17 protein-coding genes are annotated in these 20,213 nt (G+C 34.3%); 10 read left to right on the top strand and 7 right to left on the bottom strand.

What is annotated here, in order from left to right:
• Positions 1-2 precede the first annotated feature (2 nt).
• The 3 genes from GXM16_RS17990 (at position 3) to GXM16_RS18000 (ending at position 2,394) form a co-directional block, all read left to right on the top strand.
• Positions 3-1,019, top strand: coding sequence for a hypothetical protein (locus GXM16_RS17990; RefSeq protein WP_163395882.1), 1,017 nt, complete (start codon positions 3-5; stop codon positions 1,017-1,019).
• Positions 1,020-1,401: 382 nt separating this feature from the next.
• A complete protein-coding gene (locus GXM16_RS17995) occupies positions 1,402-1,797 on the top strand; it encodes a transposase (protein WP_373285437.1) in 396 nt (131 codons plus the stop codon).
• Positions 1,798-1,938: 141 nt separating this feature from the next.
• Positions 1,939-2,394, top strand: coding sequence for a hypothetical protein (locus GXM16_RS18000; protein ID WP_163395883.1), 456 nt, complete (start codon positions 1,939-1,941; stop codon positions 2,392-2,394).
• 170 nt (positions 2,395-2,564) lie between these two features.
• Here the strand turns inward: GXM16_RS18000 and GXM16_RS18005 are convergent, their stop codons facing one another.
• Positions 2,565-2,954, bottom strand: a complete 390-nt coding sequence (locus GXM16_RS18005; RefSeq protein ID WP_163395884.1) for a winged helix-turn-helix transcriptional regulator — start codon at positions 2,952-2,954, stop codon at positions 2,565-2,567.
• A gap of 213 nt (positions 2,955-3,167) precedes the next feature.
• Between GXM16_RS18005 and GXM16_RS18010 the strand changes: the two genes are divergently transcribed.
• Positions 3,168-3,518 (top strand): helix-turn-helix domain-containing protein, encoded by a 351-nt coding sequence (locus GXM16_RS18010; RefSeq protein ID WP_163395885.1) that lies wholly within the window; start codon positions 3,168-3,170, stop codon positions 3,516-3,518.
• A 201-nt stretch (positions 3,519-3,719) separates the two neighbouring features.
• On the opposite strand, the gene GXM16_RS18015 is transcribed toward GXM16_RS18010, so the two are convergent.
• Positions 3,720-4,826, bottom strand: a complete 1,107-nt coding sequence (locus GXM16_RS18015; RefSeq protein WP_163395886.1) for a pectate lyase family protein — start codon at positions 4,824-4,826, stop codon at positions 3,720-3,722.
• 301 nt (positions 4,827-5,127) lie between these two features.
• Between GXM16_RS18015 and GXM16_RS18020 the strand changes: the two genes are divergently transcribed.
• Entirely contained in the window at positions 5,128-6,342 is a 1,215-nt protein-coding gene (locus tag GXM16_RS18020) for a T9SS type A sorting domain-containing protein (protein WP_163395887.1), read from the top strand.
• Positions 6,343-6,552: 210 nt separating this feature from the next.
• Complete coding sequence (locus GXM16_RS18025) at positions 6,553-7,209, top strand: 3-keto-disaccharide hydrolase (protein ID WP_163395888.1); 657 nt, start codon at positions 6,553-6,555, stop codon at positions 7,207-7,209.
• Here the strand turns inward: GXM16_RS18025 and GXM16_RS18030 are convergent, their stop codons facing one another.
• Positions 7,210-7,980, bottom strand: a complete 771-nt coding sequence (locus GXM16_RS18030) for a response regulator transcription factor (protein ID WP_163395889.1) — start codon at positions 7,978-7,980, stop codon at positions 7,210-7,212. It abuts the gene before it with no gap.
• A 102-nt stretch (positions 7,981-8,082) separates the two neighbouring features.
• Here GXM16_RS18030 and GXM16_RS18035 point away from each other — a divergent pair, with 102 nt between their 5' ends.
• Complete coding sequence (locus tag GXM16_RS18035) at positions 8,083-8,841, top strand: DUF1349 domain-containing protein (protein WP_163395890.1); 759 nt, start codon at positions 8,083-8,085, stop codon at positions 8,839-8,841.
• Between the two features lie 73 nt (positions 8,842-8,914).
• Here the strand turns inward: GXM16_RS18035 and GXM16_RS18040 are convergent, their stop codons facing one another.
• Together GXM16_RS18040 and GXM16_RS18045 are read right to left on the bottom strand one after the other, a co-directional pair.
• A complete protein-coding gene (locus GXM16_RS18040; protein ID WP_163395891.1) occupies positions 8,915-12,151 on the bottom strand; it encodes a PAS domain S-box protein in 3,237 nt (1,078 codons plus the stop codon).
• 17 nt (positions 12,152-12,168) lie between these two features.
• Positions 12,169-12,618: a response regulator gene (locus GXM16_RS18045; RefSeq protein ID WP_163395892.1), complete on the bottom strand. Its 450-nt coding sequence runs from the start codon at positions 12,616-12,618 to the stop codon at positions 12,169-12,171.
• 338 nt (positions 12,619-12,956) lie between these two features.
• On the opposite strand from GXM16_RS18045, the gene GXM16_RS18050 reads away from it, so the two are divergent.
• From GXM16_RS18050 to GXM16_RS18060, 3 genes are all read left to right on the top strand, one after another.
• Positions 12,957-13,997 carry an SDR family oxidoreductase gene (locus GXM16_RS18050; protein ID WP_163395893.1) on the top strand — a complete coding sequence of 347 codons (1,041 nt, stop codon included), beginning with the start codon at positions 12,957-12,959 and terminating at the stop codon, positions 13,995-13,997.
• 4 nt (positions 13,998-14,001) lie between these two features.
• The gene (locus GXM16_RS18055; protein ID WP_163395894.1) at positions 14,002-14,580 is read left to right on the top strand and encodes a Crp/Fnr family transcriptional regulator; all 579 of its coding nucleotides are present in this window, start codon (positions 14,002-14,004) and stop codon (positions 14,578-14,580) included.
• A gap of 270 nt (positions 14,581-14,850) precedes the next feature.
• Entirely contained in the window at positions 14,851-14,994 is a 144-nt protein-coding gene (locus tag GXM16_RS18060; RefSeq protein ID WP_163395895.1) for a hypothetical protein, read from the top strand.
• Between the two features lie 32 nt (positions 14,995-15,026).
• On the opposite strand, the gene GXM16_RS18065 is transcribed toward GXM16_RS18060, so the two are convergent.
• Entirely contained in the window at positions 15,027-17,837 is a 2,811-nt protein-coding gene (locus GXM16_RS18065; protein ID WP_163395896.1) for a M16 family metallopeptidase, read from the bottom strand.
• Between the two features lie 110 nt (positions 17,838-17,947).
• Positions 17,948-20,209 carry a Gldg family protein gene (locus tag GXM16_RS18070; RefSeq protein ID WP_163395897.1) on the bottom strand — a complete coding sequence of 754 codons (2,262 nt, stop codon included), beginning with the start codon at positions 20,207-20,209 and terminating at the stop codon, positions 17,948-17,950.
• Between the last annotated feature and the right edge of the window lie 4 nt (positions 20,210-20,213).

The following is a 20,213-nucleotide window of genomic DNA, read 5'->3' on the forward strand; positions in this document are numbered from 1 at the left end:
TCATGTATAAAAAAATTGAAGAAAAAAAAAAAATAAAGAATTTTTTGTGTTTAAATAAAATTCTTGCTTATACACTTGATAATGTTTTTTTTATTAATGGAGATCAATATAATATTGCTCCGATACTATTAAAATTCGATATTACTAAGAACAATGTTTGGTTGAAAGATGAGAATTGGGAAAACTACCTAATAAATATTAATGAGTCTATATTAACTAAATTGGATTTTAACATAGGATTAAATGGAGAAATAAAGGACATGATTTTTATCTTTAAAAATTCAATTAGAAGTTGTTTATCCACTATTACAAATAAGATAATTATAAATGTTGGACAAGTTGATAATATTAAATATTACATGTCGTTTGGCAATTTTATATATTGTCATATTGAAAATTATTTTATCAAATCTCTATCAGTTCTTACTGGTGAATATAAATGGACATTAGACTTAAAACCAAGTATTCCTAAAGATGATTATATAAAAAATATATTTGGAATAGCAGAAAATCTATTATGGCTTACTACATATTGGGGAATATTGGTTGGTATTGATATTAGTAATGGAACAGTAAAACATCTTTTAAATTTTGGACACGTCGGTTTTGAAGCTCCTGACAGTAATTCATTATCAACTTATTCCTACTCTTTATTTGATGAGATTAATAAAAAACTCTGTGGAGTTTATAACAAGCAATATTGGGAAATAGATTTAACCCAACCCGAAACTGGTCTAAAAGTTTATAACCTTACTCAAATAAATCCAGATTACTTTAAAAACGAGTGGTCAAATCCTGAAGGAATGAGGCTTGACGATAAATATATTTACTGCAGAGATATAGAAATTTCTACTATTTCAATAATAGAAAGACACAGTGGCAAAATTGTTTGGTACAAACGTATTAATGATTTAGCACCACGCCCATCAATTATTATAAACGACATTCAAATAGGAGATAATAATTTGTATGCATTGGATACGGGAGGCACATTACATATCTTTGAAAAACAACAATAAATAAAATATAAAATGCAACCCGATCGCTCGGATATACACTAAATTTCTCCGCTCTACAAAGTGTTCTCATGAAAAACGATACTGCTGATACTGCTGCGCAAATGTCTCTGACTTTGCGCTTTTTTTTTTATCTCCTCATAATCCCCCGGCTAGCGCGAGCGTCCCGCTCGTGAACACAAGGTATATTTTTTACATAACTCAAAACTATACAGTTAATAAATATAGAAGTATTTCTTACATTAGCTCAAAAAAACAAATTAGCAGAAAATACAAGTTTGGAGAAAAAACCGGAGCATACTTTATAAGTTTTGCTACGGTTTACTGGATAGATGTATTTACAACAGATGAATATTTTACATAACATTACTGAGTCATTAGATTATTGCAGAAATATAAGGCTATGGAACTTTATGGCTATTGTATCATGACTATCCATATTCATTTGATTTTTAGATCGGCAAATGGAGATCCTTCAGGATTAATAAGAGACTTTAAAGGCTTTACATCCAGAAAAATGCTCAAAGCAATTGAAGAAAATCCACAAAAAAGCAGGAAACAATTGATGTTATGGATGTTTGAAAGATCCGGAAAGAAAAACAGCAAAGTAAAACTTAGGCAGTTTTGGCAGCAAAACAACAAATCTATTGAAATTTGGTCCTTAAAAGTTTTTGAGCAAAAATTAAATTACATCCATAACAATCCCGTTGAAACTGGCTTTGTAATAAATCCTATAGACTGGAAATATAGCTCTGCCAGAAATTATGGAGATAATGACTAAACTATTTTAGAAATTGATATTAATTGATAATCGTTGCGGGCACGAGCGAGACGCTCGCGCTAGCGGGGGAGATGGGATAAAATATGAAACAGCCCCGCTTTATAAAAAAACACAAATAGTAGAAACTCCTAAATAATAAAAATGAAAAAAATATTGTGTTACATCCTATTAGTTTTTGCTATTGGTACATTTGTCTCTGAATCAATGCATGGGTTTATGAATCTTAAATTAATTTATTATAATTTATATCCAGACAAGTATTATGAAAAAGATAAATTATATATTTCTAAAAAAGAAGAAAACAATTCTACAAGTTCTAGTGGGTCAAATTCATGGTATTATGGTACCCTAGAAAAACATCAAAAAAAAGATAATATCTATTATAATAGATCCTATTTGAAACAAAATACATTATCCGATTCTAAAGGCGAATATTTAAAAGTATGGTACTGTAAGAAAGTAGAAAAAATGATTTTAAGAGAGGAAAATAAATTGAGCCCAAAAATTTATTTTAGCGGTATAATTATCTATGCTTTAATCATAATGATAATTCCGTGCTTAATCACTGTAACAAAAAAAAGTAAAAATGAAAACTAAACTTTCAATAGCCTTATTATTTGCGATAGCAATTCAATTATTTTTACAAAAAACAAAATAAAGGATATTAAGATTTCTTTTTTGCACCAGATCCGGAAAATGATTTCGATGATATCGGTGTTATCATTATATTTAGTTCGTTATAAAATAAAAAAATTAAAATTATCTTTTCACAGTATTTCCTGTCTCAATTTTTCACGATGACTGATTCCAAAATCCCTTAGCGCCAATATTACCGGCTTGACTGACCAGCTGTATTCGGTGAGTTCATACTCAGTTCTTATTGCACTATCTTTAAAAATCTTTTTTTCAACAAAACCGTTGAGTTCCATTTCCTTTAATTGCTGTGCCAATACTTTGGAAGTAATTTTAGGAATCTCTTTCATAATCTCGCCAAATCTTCTATTTCCTTCCATCAGTGCTATTGTAATAGGGATTCTCCATTTACTGCCTGCTATAACGTAAATAGCGTCCATAATAGAAACTACTTCTGTTTTACATTTCAAAATCCTTTCTTTTCTATCATTCCCGTCAGGGATACTTTCATCAGTTATAATCATTGGTCACAAATATTTGGGTTACTTTTTTTTATTAATAACTAAATCAAAAATATATCTTTTCACCATTTGTTATGTAGGATATATATGCTTAAATTTTATTCTGGTATAATCAAAAATGATATTATAGTTACCTTGAGGTAAGTTTATATGTATGAATCATAAATGTATATAATTTTGCGTATTGCCAAATAAGACTATTACTATCCTTACTATATGTGGAACGCAATACTAAATAATATCAAGAATATAAGGGAATTAAAAAATTATACCCAGGAATATGTAGCCGGACAATTGGGACTAACACAGTCAGGTTACAATAAGATTGAAAAGGGAAAAACTATTTTAGGAAAAAACCGTTTACTAAAAATAGCTGCTGTTTTAGAAGTAAGCGTCGATGAAATTATTAATTTTCAAAGTTCTATATCTGTTAAAACTGAAGTTGAAAAAACTCCGGAAATTGATGCTGTTGTCAAGCTTAATAAAATCTATCAGAAAAAAATAAAACTTCTTGAAAAGGCTTTAGAAGACAAGACTAATGAACTTGATACGGCAAAGAAGAAATAATACAATCCGAATACTGGCTATTTTTTCTTCTCAAGTACATTTTTGCATAAATATGAAGCATATATTACAGTTCTAAAAACTAAATATATGCTTCAAAAAACAGTAGCCCGTCAGGTAATTCAAAGTCTAATTCAATACATTTTTTTTACCATAATTATTACATACATTTCTATGTACTAAAATTACACCAACGGACTAACTTTAAAAAGAACCACAAATATTGCCGGTAAAAGTTGCACCGGCATTGCCGGTAACATCGGCTTTTACAGCGGTTGTAAGCAGCGTAACGATATTATATGGGGGTGTAAAAGCATTACTCCCGCTTACAGTATTTGTGGTATTAGGAAAACTGTTATCCAGGACTGTTACAGCTGTAAAACCAGTCATCAGATCAATAGGCTTATTAACGCTTTCAAATACATTTTTTTCAATTCTGATATCCGCTTCAAAACCAGCCATAATACATTTATTGCTCACCGAACTGCTGAAATAACTGTTTATAATATGCACTTTTCCAAATCTTACTCTTGGCATTCTCTCTTTACAGCCAGGTCCCCACCAGCATCTTGCAAAAGTAATTCTCAATTTTCCGCGATCACCTGTAGCCGTGTCACTTGAACCAATTAGATTTGAAAACCTGTGATCATCTGTACCTCCGGGACCACCTGCTTTTGGAGTTTTCAGATAAGTGAATTTTGTATAAGATACCGTAACAAAATCAGATTTATTTTTGATATCTAAATTACCATCTACGCCATCTCTGAATTCACAATGATCAACCCAAACATTCTGGCAGTTATCTATTATGGCATTATCCCAGCCGTCTGTGTCGTAAGCGCCGGGGCCTTCAAATATTAAATTCCTTATAATGATATTAGTGCAGTTTTTAATATTAATAATTCCGGAATTTGCAGTAGTCTGATCTGTTGAAACCAGTTTTGCTCCGCTTTCACCATATATAGTTTTGCCCGATTGCCCCTGAAGGAGTAATCTTCCGGTAGAAGTAGCAGGAATTGCAATAGTCCCTGATACTTTGATGACTTTTACATTACTGTTTTCGATAGCCGTCTTCAAGCTTGTGTAATTAGCCACAACCGTTTCCTGCGAGCTGCCACCACCTGTAGTTCCTCCATTTTGAGAAGCCCAACCCGGAACTTCACTACAATTACCAACTTTTGCAGTACCTGGCGAAGTAGTGACTGAAGCTAATGAATTTTCATTTTTAACACTGCTGTTGTCTTCATTACTACAGGAAACAGTAAAAAAAAATGAAGCGAGCAACAGTGGTATAATTTTTTTAAATTTCATAATTAATAGATTTAGGGGTTAATTAATTTGTGGTACAAATTTTACAGAAATCCTTATTTAATTTATTGAACTAATTCAATGCTTTAGGAATAATTTATGAGTCTTTTTTACAAAATAAAAATTAAAAAAATTGAAAAAAGCATCTGTCTTACAAATAATGCTATTGCTAACCTCTTAAATATTTCAGAAGCGGAATCGATTACATAATAATGAACAAATAACTTGTTCAGCAATAATATTTTCTTAATTTTACTTAAAAAGTAATTCAATTATTATTTTTAATCTTAAAACTTTACCAATTATGACCAAAAAACTACTTAAAAAAGAATTATTACTCACAGTAATTTTGCTATTATCAACATCTCCACAATTGATGGCACAGAAAAAAGTGGCCTATATACAATTTAGCAAAGTTATGGATGCTACAGCTTCACAAACAGGTAATGCAACGATTACAGGAAGTGATGCCATTACCCGAATGCTTACTGCCACAGGCTTTAATGTGAAAGTTTATGCTTGTGATGCTAATGGATTAGATCTTGCCACAAATGTATCAGTTGACACAGAAATTCCTACTTTTGGGCCTGATTTAATAATAATGCAGGAAACATGGGGTTCTACTTCCGCTGCCATCAGACCAAGTGGAATACTTGCATTCAGAAAACTTGGCGCACTAAATATTCCCCTTATTTATAACAAGTCATTTACTTTTCAAAAAGGAGCTAACAGAACTATTACTTCTACTACCGGAACTGCCTATGATGTTGTAAGTACAAGTTCTTTAGCTGTGCAGGTAACATCTGGTAATGAGGCCAACCCAATCTTTAATGGCATCACAGGTACAAGTATCCCTATCTTCTTTGCAGGTGCAACTGACCTTGGAGCTACTGTAGCTTCTGGGGCTCTTGCAACTGCGGCTGTTAAAGGCCTCTCTCTTGTAAATGATTTAGAAATTACTACTCCAGTCCCTGGAACTGCCACTTTATTAGCTGGTGCCAGCGGAACTGTTGCTGCTGGAACCGCTATTTCAACTACTTCAAACACGAATTCATTATTAATAAATCGTTATCCTGCCGGAACTCAACTAGGTACTGATGCAAATGATAAGCTAGGCACAAAAGATATGATTACTTTTGCATGCAATTATGGAGCAATCGCTGCCGGAGATGGAAAAAATGTTACAAACGAATTTTTGACCCTTTGGAGAAATGCAGCCTATCTTTTGACAGAGCAAACGGTACCCAATACTTTGTATGTAAACCCGCAATTGGGAGTTAATGAAAACACTTTAGAGGAAAACAGCATTACAGTCTCTCCAAATCCAACGAGCGGTCTGGTTACTCTTAATGGCGTTGAAAATGTAAAATCAATTACCGTTTTTGATGGTGCGGGAAAACAGGTTCTTACTTCCGACAATACAACATCTGTTAATTTATCTCATCAGACAAAAGGTATTTACTTTGTAAAAGTAGAAACTGAAAAAGGCTCAAGTACTAAAAAAGTTATTGTAAAATAAAGCTATTACTTCAATTTAAAAGGGGGTTGTATCATTTTATGAGCAACCTCTTTTCTGTTACAAACCTGTCATAAAAATAATTTACAAAGCAGCGATTAATGCCTTTTACTTATTTTTGGAAATAATAATTTCAAATAAACTTTTAAATTTGCTATTTCATATCTTATAAAAACAATCATCTCAATTCATTCCGATTATAAATTTCTAATTATGTTCCAAAAAACAGCTTTTGTTTTCGTTTTACTTTTTCTTTTAAATTCCTGTGCGGTCCAACAAAAAAACTTATCTCTAAATGACTGGTATGCTTTTACAAAAACCAGTACTGAAAGACAAGAGCCATCAAAAGCCTATGAGTTCTCACATAATATGATCAGAATGTATGGCGAAACAAACGGTTATCTGATGTCTAAAAAAAGCTACAAAAACTTTGAGCTTAGTTTAGAATACAGATGGAATACAGAAGAGAAGTTTAAAACAAAAAACAAGAAAAACAGCGGCGTTATGTATAACATTCCTGCTGATTATCCGGATAAGATCTGGCCAAAAGGAATTCAGTTTCAAATCAAAGAGAATACTACGGGCGATTTTATTTTTTTAGATCAGGTAACGGCCAAAGTAAACGGAAAATTAGTTGAAGCCGGTGCAAGTGTTACTTCTTCCAAATTCATTGAAAACGAAAAACCTTACGGCGAATGGAACTCTATTGTAATTAAATCTTTTAATGGAAAAATTACCCAGTACCTGAACGGAAAACTGGTAAATGAATGTACAGAAGCTTCTTCTAATGAAGGTAAAATTTCTTTAAATTATGAAGGTGCCCCGATTGATTTTAAAAATATCTTACTAAAGAACATTTCCCAAGAATAATTAAACCTCAACAAGCCCCATGACAAATGCCGTTTTTAAAGCTTCTGTTGTATTGGCTACCTGCATTTTCTGAATTATGTTTTGCCTGTGACGACGCACTGTATAAACTGAAATACAGAGTTGATCTGCAATTTCAACGCTGTTATTTCCTTGCGACAAGAGATTAAGAATTTCCAGTTCCCGTTTTGAAAGCAGGTTTTCTGCATAAGGTTTGTATTTTTCAGAGGAGATTATTTCACCCGTCTGCATATTTACAATCCTGCCGTCAATACCCGGCCTTGCCTGAAAATCAGCTGACGGTGCATATAAGCAAAGTGCCAGCCAGATACTTCCGCTGGGATTCTTTTTAAGATACATGGTCCGATGGCTGATATATCCCGGATTTACTGCTTCTGAAGTTCGCAAACGACTAAAAGTACTGTATTTTCGATATTCGTCATCCGGCAGGCTTTTTAGATATTGAAAATACTGCAGTTCTAGAGCATGACGTTCTGTAACATCTTCCCGATTTATTTTATTGAAAATACAGTCTTCAAAAGCAGAATCAATAACCGAATTTGCTGACGGTAGTCCGAAAAATGTCCCAAAACTACCGGAATAAATATAACTGCAATCCGCCTGAAAATCAGAAAGAACCGCTACACATTGTTCTATAGCTACATAGGCAGAAACAGATTTTTTATAATCTTCAATATCAAAAATTTCCTCTTCCAAAAACTTTTGCTGTAATAAAGTAGAAGTTAACTGATTTTCGATAGATTCCTTTGACATAACTATTTTATAAATTGGTTAATTTTACGTATTGCCGATGCAACAAAGCAAATGTAAATTTGAAAAATTAAATTATGATTTTTATTCCTAACAAAAAATTTTATGAAATCAAATCTTCTAGCTTATTGCGTTTTTTTCGGAATCCTGTTTCTGGCATCCTGCGAAAAAAAACCTAAAAACAATACTGAATCCAAACCGAAAAGTACTGTTTCGAAATCTACCGATTCTGCCTTTGTACGCGGTACCGCCTGCGATATCAAACTGGCAGAAATTCATTTTACAAAATCAATTAATGGCGCAGATACACTTGCAAAAATTGACAGCAAGAACAATATCGTCTTTCACGTTGGCGAGAAAAAAGATTATTTTTCAGATCCGAACAATAAATTATCCAACAATACTGCCCCGATTCTGTTATCTAAGCTGGACAATACAAAACCTTTTACGCTCGTCGCAAAAGTAAGTCCGGAATTTACAAAAACAGGATTATACAATGCAGGCGTTTTGTACTTGTATGTTCATGATAATTTTTATCAAAAATTTTGTTTTGAGCAGGATGAACGCGGTAATCAGAGAATGGTAACCGTTCGTACAATTGGGACTTCTGACGATAACAATCATGATATTGTGAGACAAAAAACTGCCTATATGAAAATTTCATCCGATACTCAGACTGTTGCCAGTTACTATTCACTGGATAATAAAAACTGGCAATTGGTCCGACTTTACAAAAACAATTACCCTGCCTTAATCTGGGCAGGAATCAGCACACAATGTCCGGTAGAGAAAGGTACAACCAGTTATTTTGAAGAAATTTCCCTAGAACAAAAAAGTGTCAGCGATTTTCGTTTAGGAATTTAGACTTAAGTCATATTCAAAAAACTCCAAAACAATAGTTTTGGAGTTTTTAGTTTTAAACTTATACCTGGATTATTTAAGCTTCGTTTACAGGAATATAAATATCAAAAGTGGCTCCTCTGCCTTCTTCACCGCTTGCTGTAATAAAACCGTTGTGATTTTCTGCTATTTTTTTCACAATAGCTAGTCCTATTCCGGTTCCGGTATATTCCAGTTTTCCATGTAAGCGCTGAAATACTTCAAATATTTTTGCGCTGTATTGTTGGTCAAAACCAATTCCGTTATCTGAAATACTAATGTGACAGTAATTTATTTCGTTTATAGCTTTAGGATTATTTAATGAAGATCCTTTGATAATCTCGCTATTTATTTTTACTATCGGAGAAATTTCCGGTCGTGAAAACTTAATCGCATTACTTAGCAAATTATATAGCAATTGTCTAAACTGAAACGGAATCAGATCTACAGTAAAAGTCTGACCTACTTTCACGACAGCCTTCTGCATCTCTATCTCTTCTTTTAAATCTTCTTTTACTTCTTCTATAATTTCAGAAAGAGCTGTTTTTTCAAATACTCTTTCCTGAATATTGGTTCTTGAATAGGATAAAAGATCATTAATCAAAGCCTGCATTCGTTTTGCTGCATTCTGCATCCTCTGAAATTTATCTTTTCCAACTTCAGAGAGGTTTTGTGATTCCTTTTCTATAATCTGAGTAGCAAAAGTCTGGATTTTCCTCAACGGCTCCTGCAAATCATGACTTGAAATGTAGGCAAAAGACTGGAGTTCTTTATTCATTTGTTCCAGTTCTGTATTTTTTTGTTCCAGTTCTAATGCATTTCGTTTTAATTTGTCTTCTGCTTTCTTTTTTTCTGTAAGATCGTGCGTCACTTTTGAAAACCCTATGACTTCATTATTTTTATTATGGACAGCTGTAATGACAACACTTGTCCAAAAGAGGGTTCCATCTTTTCGAACACGCCATCCTTCCTGCAGGGCTTTACCTTTTTCACGTGCAATCTGCAATAATTTTTGGGGCAGATTGTTTTTTCGGTCTTCTTCAGTATAAAAGACTGAAAAAGATTTTCCGACTATTTCTTCTGATTTATATCCTTTTAGCTTTTCTGCCCCCCTGTTCCAGTTTTCAATTGTACCTGTCTCATTCAGATATAATATGGCATAATCCTGCACTTCCTCTACCATTAAATGATAACGCTGTTCACTTTTTCTCAGTGATTCATTTATATTGTTTAATTCTTTGGTACGGGTATTTACCTGCTCTTCTAATTCATGTGTAAAGGCTTTTTCAGCATGAATATCTGTAAATGCCCCTACCCATTTAATGATTTCGTTATTTTCATTCCGAATAGGCTCACCAATTACAGCATGCCACCTGTAAGTTCCGTCTTTACTTTTAATTCTTACATCTGCCCTGTATCCTTCACCTGTTGTTAATGAATGGCTCCATCTTTTTATATTTTCCTCAAAATCTTCCGGATGAATCATCATTTTCCAGCTATCTTCTTTTCCTGGCTGAATTCCTGTATATTCGAGCCATTTACCTGATGTAAACAATGCATTACCTTTTTCATCGGTCTCCCAAATTAACTGCGGAATGCTCTCTGTAAGTGAGCGGAATCTTTTTTCGCTTTCTTCTAATTCCTGTTGATGTTTTCTTTCGGCTGTAGTATCCCTAATTGTTCCAATCAGCTTTTCGGGATTTCCATTTTCATCATAAAAAACTTTTCCTTTTCCTTCCATCCAGTGAATCGATTTGTCTTTCCAGATTAATCGTGCTTCATAATTTAAAACACCTGAACGAAGTGCTTCCTCTAATGCTTTATTTCGAATAGGCATATCATCAGGGTGAATATGCTCGATTAACTGTTCGTGTGTTAAATCAACCAACTCCTTATATCCACCAACAATTTCAAGGTATCTCTTAGAATAATGCAGCTCTTTGGTTTTAACATTCAGTTCCCAGGTTCCAAGCTCACTTGCTTCTACGATAATATTAAGTCTTTCTTCGTTTTGCTCTATTTTCTTTCTGGCCTGTACTTTTTCGGTTACTTCTGTCACGATTACAATTATACCTGAAATTGTACCGTCTTCTTCTTTTAACGGAGCGTAAAGGAAATCAAAATAGGAAACTTCTAATCTTCCAAAGCGTTTTAAAGGCACCGGCACTTCATTTCCATGATATGGAAACCCAGTTTTTAGAACATCCATCAACAGCAAACTTACTGTAGATTCTACTTCAGGTAAAGATTCGAACAAAGGCCTGCCTACAAAAGTACTTTCTTCTTTGTCTACTAATTTAAGATATGCTTCATTGGCCATTTCTACCACATGCTGCGGCCCTCTTAAAATAGTAATTCCCACTGGAGCCTGTTTCACAACATCACGAAAACGTTTATCTGCCTCTTCTGTTTTTTTCTTCTCAAGATTTAAATCAGTCAGGTCGACGCCAGTATTCATAACGGCATAAACATTTCCCTTTACATCATATAAAGGTGTAAAACTGTAATTAAAATAATACGTCTGAAGTTTTCCATCAACTGTAAGATCCAGAGGGGTATTTTTTGTATGAAATGATTCTCCCGTTTCCAAAACTGTATTAAGCTGCTCAAAAACCAACTGATTTTCAAGTTCCGGCAAAATATCTGTATACAGTTTTCCTATTACATCATTCCCTTTCCCCCATATATCCATTATGGATTTATTGGCAAGTTCAATACGCATTTCTTTTCCGGTATAAACACCAATAGGAAAAGGGGCATTTTCTACCAATTGCCTTATTTTTTGCTCACTTTCTTCTAATTTTTTAAGAGAATATATATTTTCTGTAGTTTCACTACAAATTACCATTACACCGGCAATTTTTCCGGACTCATCATGTACCGGACTGTAGCTGAATGTCCAATAAACATCTTCTATTTTACCATTCCTGTATATTGGAATAAGCTGATCTTCGCTCCATGTTGATCCTTCTCCTGCTAATACCTGTTGAATAAGGGGATATATAACTGGCCAGGTCTCAGGCCAGGCCTTTTCTCCTTTTTGTCCTAAAATATTTGGGTGTTTTCCTTCATTACCAAGACTCGGACGGTATGCATCGTTGTAAAAACAGGTGAGCTCATCTCCCCACCACAGAAACATTGGAAACTTTGAATTTAAAATAATGCCGAGCGTTGTGCGAAGGCTTTGAGGCCAGATATCAGGAGTGCCTACAGATGTTTTACTCCAGTCTTTACTTCGAATGAGTTCTCCCATTTCACCTCCGCCCTGAAGAAAATAATACTCTTTATTTGTCATGGGTATCCAGGTAAATATTAAGGTTGAAGAACAAAATTCTCTCTTTCAGGCTTTTTGAAGTTATTTTCTTCTATTACCTTAAGTGCATTCCCGATTACTTGTTTTAATTTTGAAAAATCACCGGGTTTTCGAATATAATATAAAGCTCCATTATCATACATTCTATTTACAATTTCCGTATCCAGCGAAGTTGAAAAGATAACTACAGGAAGTCTCTTTAGTTCCTGAATCGCTTTTATTTCTGTCAGACATTCATATCCGTTTTTGCGTGGCATGTTTAAATCCAGGAAAAGAATATCCGGCAAATTATCCGAAATATTAACATCCAGAAAATCCATAAGCTCAACTCCGTCATTGACAGTTACAAGCGTTACAGGAAATGAAAGTTCATCAAGTGCTTCTCTAAAAAAAATGCAATCGTCCTCATCGTCGTCAGCCAACAGAAGATTGTAAATTTGTTTATTCATTTGTCCAGGATAAGTTTAAATTGTTCCAATATGCTCAAATCATTTCTGAAGTGTCAAAATTGTTTGGCTGTAAGCCTATTTCTTTTACATTTTTTTCGATAATCCCGAATTATAAATGTAAAGCTACAGCTAAGATAAAACTAATTTTACTATCAGTAGTCAATACTGTCGTGTTAAATTTAATACCGGGGATAAACAAATGAAAATTTCTGCAATTTCTCCTGAAAATGGTGTTAAACGGCATTCTTTATTTTCAGTTTTCTATTCTTCTTACCAAATGATAATTGCCAGCTGATAAGCTGTTGGTAATTTTGTTTCAAATCAAAATCAAAAAGAAAATGAATCAAAATTTCTACAATAAAAAAGTTTTACTTACCGGAATTTCAGGTTTCCTTGGCTCCCACACAGCCATTCAATTGTTAAATAAAGGCTACAAAGTTACAGGTACCATACGGGATCTGAGCAGGGCAGCTGCCTTAAAAGCTATTATCGGAAAACATACTCCGCATATCCAAAATTTAACTATAGCAGAAGCAGATATAAATGACGAAAGCAAATGGCAGGAACTAACAAAAAATATGGATTTTATCCAGCATATTGCATCACCATTTCCCCGCGTACTGCCAAAACATGAATCTGAATTAATTGAGCCTGCTAAAAATGGCGTGCTGAATATCTTAAAAAATGCCTCTGCAAATAATGTAAAAAGGGTTGTAATTACATCTTCAATCGCAGCTGTGGTTTATGGTAAAAACAAAAGTGAGCTTGATACCACTTTCACAGAAAATGACTGGACAGATGAATCAAATAAAAAAGATTCAACCCCTTATTTCAGAAGCAAGACTATTGCAGAAAAAGCAGCGTGGGAGTTTATTAAAACCAATCCGTCCGGATTAGAACTGGTTACTGTTTTGCCCGGTGCAATCTTAGGCCCTGTTTTAGAAGATGATTTTGGCACTTCAGCAAATATTGTCATCAAAACTATCGACGGCAGTATGCCGGCAATTCCAAAAATTGGTGTCGAAATTATTGACGTGCGTTCAGTAGCTGATTTATTAATTAAAGCGATGGAATTACCACAGGCAAATCAACAACGCTATCTGGCTTCTTCGGGATATTTGTCTTTCAAAAAAATTGCCGGAATTTTAAAAAAAGAATATCCGAACCGAAAAGTCCCATCTAAAGAATTACCTAATTTTTTTGTTAAATTGCTGTCCAATTTTGAAACATCATTAAAACCAATTTTGATTGATTTAGGAATCGAAAGGAAAATAGACCGGTCAAAAGCTGTAAATGAGCTTAACTGGGAGCCATTACCAATGGAAGAAGCTATTTTATCCTGCGCCAAAAGTGTCATAGCATTGAATATTGTTAAATAAATATATGGAAAAATTAAAATCTGTTTTAGGTTTTGGAGGCATTCTTACCACAGCAGCTATTGATGAAATTGCGCTTTTGTTTGAGAAAAATTATTTTAAGGCAAATGAAATCATACAGGATGCTAATAAAATTTCAAACAGAGTTGGTTTTGTTGAAAATGGGATTGTAAGAGTTTATGCAACCGATAAGGAGGGTTTAGAAGTAACGAAATATTTTGTACGCGAAAATCAGTTTTTTGTAGATCTGGAAAGCTACTATACCAGCACGGTAAACAAAGACGCATTTCAGGCAGTTGTTAATACCGAAGCTTTTTCAATAACAAAAGAGACACTCGATGAATTGAGTGAACGAGTTCCGAATTTTTATATCTTTTTGAAAAGCATAACAGAAGCGCATCTTTTAAATAAAATTAAAGACAATGATTTTTTAAATTATGGCAATGCCAAAACTAAATATCTGGAATTTATGAGCCGCTACCCTTCACTGGCTCAAAATGTCCCTCAGCACTACATTGCTTCTTATCTAAAAATTACCCCGCAATCCCTCAGCAGACTCAGAAATCAAATTGTTAAAAACAGATAACTCATAGAAACAGCATTCTAAATATTGACAACAAATTAAAAGAGCCGTTATAATAACAGCTCTTTTTGAGGTTTTTCAAGTCAGCAGTATAAGTTTACTAATCCAAAATACTCTAAAATAAAACAAATGAAAAACCAATTTATTTTTGTTCTGCCCTGCAGTAAGATGCAGTTTACCTTTATCAATTCTTGATAATTTTACTATTCCGTCTTGTGTTTGCAAAATATTCGGTCGGTAAGCCTGATACGAAATCAAAAACAAAAAAACAAAATGAATTCCTCAAGGAGAAATCCTGCTTTTTCCTTAAAAACGCAAACCATTCAGGTTCATTACAGATTCACAGCATATCTAAATTACAGCTGTCCTGAAGCAGAAATGCTACAAAAAAGGCTGTCTGGCGGGACAGCCTTCTGAACTAATAAAATAAAAATGTATTCTGAAGTTTCTTATTTTCCTGATTGGCTTTCAGGACTCATAATAACTTCGACACTGCTTGAACTATCCAAAACGTGCTTACTAAACTGCTGAATAGTTTTTTGATTAATTTTAGAAATTAAATTTTTATATTCTTCATCCTGAGAAAAAGGAATCTGATTTAAAGTGTTATTGTAAAGGGTCGTGTTCCAGAAAGAATTGGTTTTTAATGATTCTTCGCGGTTTTTAAGAAGCGCTTTTTTGATGTCTTCCAGATCATTTGCATTAACCGGAACCGTTTTTAAATCATTTAATTCCTTCCATACAATCTGCATTAATTTTTCCTGCTTATCCGGATTACAGTCAAAAGTCAGTGCAAGACTAAAAGTTGGTGAAGGAATTGTTTCAAGATTACCTCCAACGTTTACCCCATAACTTCCGCCTTCTTCTTCGCGAATGGTCTGCAAAAATCGTTTTGACAACAGCTGACCAATCACATACATAGAAAGTGCATTTTCTTTACTGTATTCCGTTTTTCCTGTTAAGTTCAGGTAAACCGTAGTTTTTGCAACTTCCATCGGACGCTTGAAATGAACGACTGTTTTTCCTTTTTTAGGTTCAATATTATGATCAACATAATTTTCTTTTACAGTTGGATCGGACTTTATATTTCCAATGTATTTCTGAATCAATTCTAAACCGGATTCCGGAATATTTCCAACAAAAATAAAAGTGAAATCAGCTGCATTTTTAATTCTGTCACGATAAATACTTTCAGCTTTTTTCAAATCAATTGTTTCAAGAAATTTATCGTTGAATAAGAAAGTCCTTTGATTGTTGTTCGAATTGGCCAAATCGACAGCATCGTTAAAAGCGCTTCCATTATCTTTTTGAATGTTTTCCAGACGGCTTTTGTACTGCTCTTTCAGGATATTGAAAATGTTTGGATCAAAACGGGGTGCTTCAAAAGAAAGATAAAGCAGCTGAAGCATAGTTTCGAAATCTGCTTTGTTTGAACTTCCCTGAAATCCCTCGGTGTTATCTCCAATAAAGGGACTTGCCTGAGCTACTTTTCCGGTTAGCTTTTCTTTTAATCCGATATTGTCAAAATTTCCCAATCCTGAAGATCTGGCAATTGTGGTAGCGATTTCGGCCGAATTCAGATCTTCGGTTTTAATCAAAGATTTTCCACCTTTTGAGAAAGCAGAAAACACAATCTGATCCTGAGAATACGTTGTTGGAAGTACAATTATTTTAGCATCATTTTCTAAAATATATCCTTTGGCGTCTTTTATTCCGGCAACTTCAAATGTTTTTTTGACAGCAGCAGGTTTTAATTCTTTTTCTATTAAAGGCGAATTGTTTTGTTCCTTGGTGTAAGGTTTCAAATTCATGCCTTCAACCTTTTTCATCACGTTTACAACACTTTCTTTTGTTGGAAAACTATTTTTATCGTCTTCTGCTCCGGTTACCAGAACAACCTGATTTGTTGGTTTCCGGATTGTTTTTGCGTAAGCATTAAATTCTTCTAAAGTGATGTTTTTAATAATCCCGACAACAAGATTGTAATCATCCTGAGCCGAAAGGAAAGGTTTTGCTTTCAGGAAATAATCTGTTAGTTTATCGGCCCAGCTGTCATTGTCGACTTTGTCTTTATTGCCCAGGAAATCATCGTAAGAACTGATAAAGAGTTTTTTAGTACGGTCCAATTCTGCCTGAACAGCGCCAAAACGTCTGATGCGTTCCGCTTCTGTGTAAGCTTCTTCAAAAGCCTCAGTTACTTTTCCTTTTTTCGCTGAAGCCGAAATATTAAATGAGGTATTTAATCTTGAAACCGGTTCAAAATAAGCCTTAATATTCAATGCAGCACCCTGATTTTTTAAAATTAATTCTTTGAAACGATTGTTGAGGATGTTGGTGTAAAAAGAGTTCATTACATTTTTTCTTGTAACGGTACTGTCTTTTACCAAAGGTTCATCCACAACATATTGCAGTGTGATTTCTGTAGAAGAAGCTTCCTTATCAGTTGCTGTACCGAAATATAACTCATCATGATTTGGTATTTTTTCATACGTTCTCACTGCTGCTTTTTTAGCTAAAGGAATGCCCGAAAATATGTTTTTTACTTTTTCCTCCATTATCTTCACATCAATATCACCTACTATAATTACAGCCTGCAAATCGGGTCTGTACCATTTTTTATAGTAGTTTCGCAATTCTGCATATTTGAAATTATTGATGATATTCAAATCACCAATAACATCTCTTCTACTGTATTTTGAATTTTTATACAAAACCTGATCGGTCTGCATTTTTAAACGAAAATCACTCGTACGCCTTGTTCTCCATTCTTCGCGGATAACCCCTCTTTCGGCATCTATCTCTTCATTTGTCAATGACAGAGCCCCAGACCAGTCGTGCAAAACCCAGAGTGTAGAGTCGATTAGTTTTTGGTTCATTACAGGAACACCGCTGATATTGTAAACCGTTTCGTCCTGAGCAGTATATGCATTGATGTCTTTACCAAAACTTACACCATTTTTCTCCAGCATCTTTATAATGCCCTTTCCTTTAAAATGCTCCGTTCCGTTGAATGCCATGTGTTCCAGAAAATGCGCCAGTCCGTTTTGACTGTCATCTTCTAAAATAGCGCCTACATTCTGAACAAAGTAAAAACTCGCCCTGTCTTTTGGCTCTTCATTGTGAAGGATGTAATAGGTCAGTCCGTTTTTTAACTTTCCGCTTGTTACATTTTTATCCAGCGGAATTGTGGTTTTGAATTGCGAAAATGCACCGTGAAAGCACAACAGCAGCAATCCGATTGTGATATTTTTTGTTGTCATTTTTTTGTTTTTATCAAATGATTGTCATTAAAGAATCTTTTGGGAAGTTTTTTGAGTAGGTTCAAAAGGCATTGCCAAAGTCATCTTTAACGACATCACTTGGGGATTTTTTATCTTCTGTTTCTTCTAATCAATATAAAAGCACCGCTTAAGATGATCAGTAAAGGAAATAATCCTATAAATACAATTTTACCTATGAATACCTGATTTGAACTGATCGTAATCTTATTATCGATTTTTTCAGGGCGTGTTGTATCTATAGGGAATTCGTAATTAGTGAACCAGCTGAAAATATCAGTCACAAACTGAAACGTTCCCGAACCGCCCCTGCTTAACTCGGCATTCCCCAGAAAATCAGCATCACCTGCCACAATTATTTTCTGCGATTTTCCATTAATATTTCTAGTTAAAGCAACAACTAAAGGAACTGATTTTTGAGATGGCTGTTTTTTCAGTTCCTGAGGGAAAGAGGTAATACCCGTTTGAGATTCCCAGGCTGGCTCATGGTTTGTTTTTAAAAGCGGTGTTACTTTAAACCCTGTTTCTTTTGCGGTTACAATACCGCTGCTTCCCAGAAACGGAATTGGATTATTAATTTTTGAAAGTTTAATTAAAGTGGTATCAACATCTTTCTGAAGTTCTGTTACCAGGAAATCCGGTGAGTTGGTTTCGCTTTCCTGAATTAAGGCCTGTTTTGTAAAACTCAATCCTAATTTTTCAGTTATTGCTGCCAAAGCCGTATTCGTTTCAGGTTCTGCTAAAAGCATTACATTTTTCCCCTGATCGATGTACTTGGTAATTCGGTCAACAGCGCCCTGGCTGAGCTGCGTTTTAGGATCAGCAAGGATTAAAATATCAGTATCGGCCGGAATATTTTGTGCATTGATATCCACAGCAGTAACATCAAATCCCTGATTGATTAACGAATATCTGAACGTGATTTCATTAAAAGCGGTTTTATAATTCTTATCTCCGATTTTGGCGATACTGCGTTCCATATTTCCGGTTGTAAAAACAATTTTCGGAGCTTTTACCACCAATCGTTTTAAGGCTGCAGAGATTTCTTTTTCATTTGGAGCTTTAAACAAATCATCGTAAAATCTCAAAAATGTTCTTTTTCCTTTATATTCCACGGTTCTTACCACACGGTTCTGCTCTGGTCCAAGATCAATAATTTTCTTAATTTCAGCAGGACTATATAATTTTTTAAGCTTCATATCCTGTGATTCAACCATTTTTTCAGCAAGCTGTTTGTCCGTTAATCCCGGATTTCTACCATAAAGTTCTGCATTGGTAGAAGTATCATAATAATATACATAGTCCATCTCAATTTGAGGCAGATAGCGTGTGTATTTAGCAAAGCCTGCTATGTCCTCATTTTGATAATAAGGCATGGCCATGTAATAATTTACATCCAGAAGGTTATCATAAGCAGTAATCTTAATAGGACCATTCATCTGTTTCACTATGTCCAGACTGTTTTTAGTAAGAGTCCTGTCTTTTGTGCGTGTCATATCATAGTAGAACGTAAGGGCTGCTCTTGATGTAATATAACCAAGTGACAAAACAACTGTTATTAGTAAACTATATTTTAGCACTCTTTTTGAAAAAGTCTGCGTATCACGCCCTGTCTGCAATTTGTAAATACTCAGTACAATAAAAAGACCGCTGACCAAAACGAAATAAAGGACATCTTTACTGATAATTAAACCTTCAAGCATTTCATTTGCACGTCCTGCGATAGATAAGAAATACGTAATATCTTTTAGAATCTCAACATCCTGCCAGAGTTTACCAATGAAATTTAAACCTGCTAAAACGACCAGAGTACTGATAGCTGCCACGACCTGATAAGAAGTAAGACAGGACATAAAAAGCCCGATTGCAGCATAGGTGCAAACTAATAAATACAAGCCGATCAAACCTGAAATTGCAAATTTAACATCCAGATTTTCAATAGAAAATCCGGCTATAATAACTTGTATACCCAAAATCGCAATAAAAAGCATGCAATATGCAGCAATGGCCAGGTATTTTCCGAGTACGATTTCTTTAATCTTAATGGGTGATGAAAGTAAAAGCTTGATAGAACCGCTGTTAATCTCGCGACTTACCAGCCCCATTGTCAATAGTGGGACATATAAATACAGATAATTCTGCATTTCAGTAAAAAGTCCGCTGAATCCTGAAAATATAATCTGAGACAAGTTATCCATTTCCTGCCCAATTTTCTGTGATCTTTCAAAACGTTCGATCGAGTCAAAAAATTTCCAGCTGGACTGAATTGAAAATATAACTAAAACGACCCAGGCCACTGGAGAATAGAACATCGTGTTGAGTTCTGTTTTAGCAATTCTGTATATTGTTTTCATTTGT

Source organism: Flavobacterium limi (genome assembly GCF_010645075.1).
GTDB lineage: Bacteria > Bacteroidota > Bacteroidia > Flavobacteriales > Flavobacteriaceae > Flavobacterium > Flavobacterium limi.

What these genes read in the sequence shown, in the direction of transcription:
- GXM16_RS18050 (WP_163395893.1), top strand. Translation starts at nt 12,957, where the DNA reads ATGAATCAAAATTTCTACAATAAAAAAGTTTTACTTACCGGAATTTCA.
- GXM16_RS18060 (WP_163395895.1), top strand. Translation starts at nt 14,851, where the DNA reads ATGAATTCCTCAAGGAGAAATCCTGCTTTTTCCTTAAAAACGCAAACC.
- GXM16_RS18005 (WP_163395884.1), bottom strand. Translation starts at nt 2,954, where the DNA reads ATGATTATAACTGATGAAAGTATCCCTGACGGGAATGATAGAAAAGAA.
- GXM16_RS18035 (WP_163395890.1), top strand. Translation starts at nt 8,083, where the DNA reads ATGAAATCAAATCTTCTAGCTTATTGCGTTTTTTTCGGAATCCTGTTT.
- GXM16_RS18020 (WP_163395887.1), top strand. Translation starts at nt 5,128, where the DNA reads ATGACCAAAAAACTACTTAAAAAAGAATTATTACTCACAGTAATTTTG.
- GXM16_RS18015 (WP_163395886.1), bottom strand. Translation starts at nt 4,826, where the DNA reads ATGAAATTTAAAAAAATTATACCACTGTTGCTCGCTTCATTTTTTTTT.
- GXM16_RS18040 (WP_163395891.1), bottom strand. Translation starts at nt 12,151, where the DNA reads ATGACAAATAAAGAGTATTATTTTCTTCAGGGCGGAGGTGAAATGGGA.
- GXM16_RS18010 (WP_163395885.1), top strand. Translation starts at nt 3,168, where the DNA reads ATGTGGAACGCAATACTAAATAATATCAAGAATATAAGGGAATTAAAA.
- GXM16_RS18025 (WP_163395888.1), top strand. Translation starts at nt 6,553, where the DNA reads ATGTTCCAAAAAACAGCTTTTGTTTTCGTTTTACTTTTTCTTTTAAAT.
- GXM16_RS18070 (WP_163395897.1), bottom strand. Translation starts at nt 20,209, where the DNA reads ATGAAAACAATATACAGAATTGCTAAAACAGAACTCAACACGATGTTC.
- GXM16_RS18055 (WP_163395894.1), top strand. Translation starts at nt 14,002, where the DNA reads ATGGAAAAATTAAAATCTGTTTTAGGTTTTGGAGGCATTCTTACCACA.
- GXM16_RS18045 (WP_163395892.1), bottom strand. Translation starts at nt 12,618, where the DNA reads ATGAATAAACAAATTTACAATCTTCTGTTGGCTGACGACGATGAGGAC.
- GXM16_RS18065 (WP_163395896.1), bottom strand. Translation starts at nt 17,837, where the DNA reads ATGACAACAAAAAATATCACAATCGGATTGCTGCTGTTGTGCTTTCAC.
- GXM16_RS18030 (WP_163395889.1), bottom strand. Translation starts at nt 7,980, where the DNA reads ATGTCAAAGGAATCTATCGAAAATCAGTTAACTTCTACTTTATTACAG.
- GXM16_RS17990 (WP_163395882.1), top strand. Translation starts at nt 3, where the DNA reads ATGTATAAAAAAATTGAAGAAAAAAAAAAAATAAAGAATTTTTTGTGT.
- GXM16_RS18000 (WP_163395883.1), top strand. Translation starts at nt 1,939, where the DNA reads ATGAAAAAAATATTGTGTTACATCCTATTAGTTTTTGCTATTGGTACA.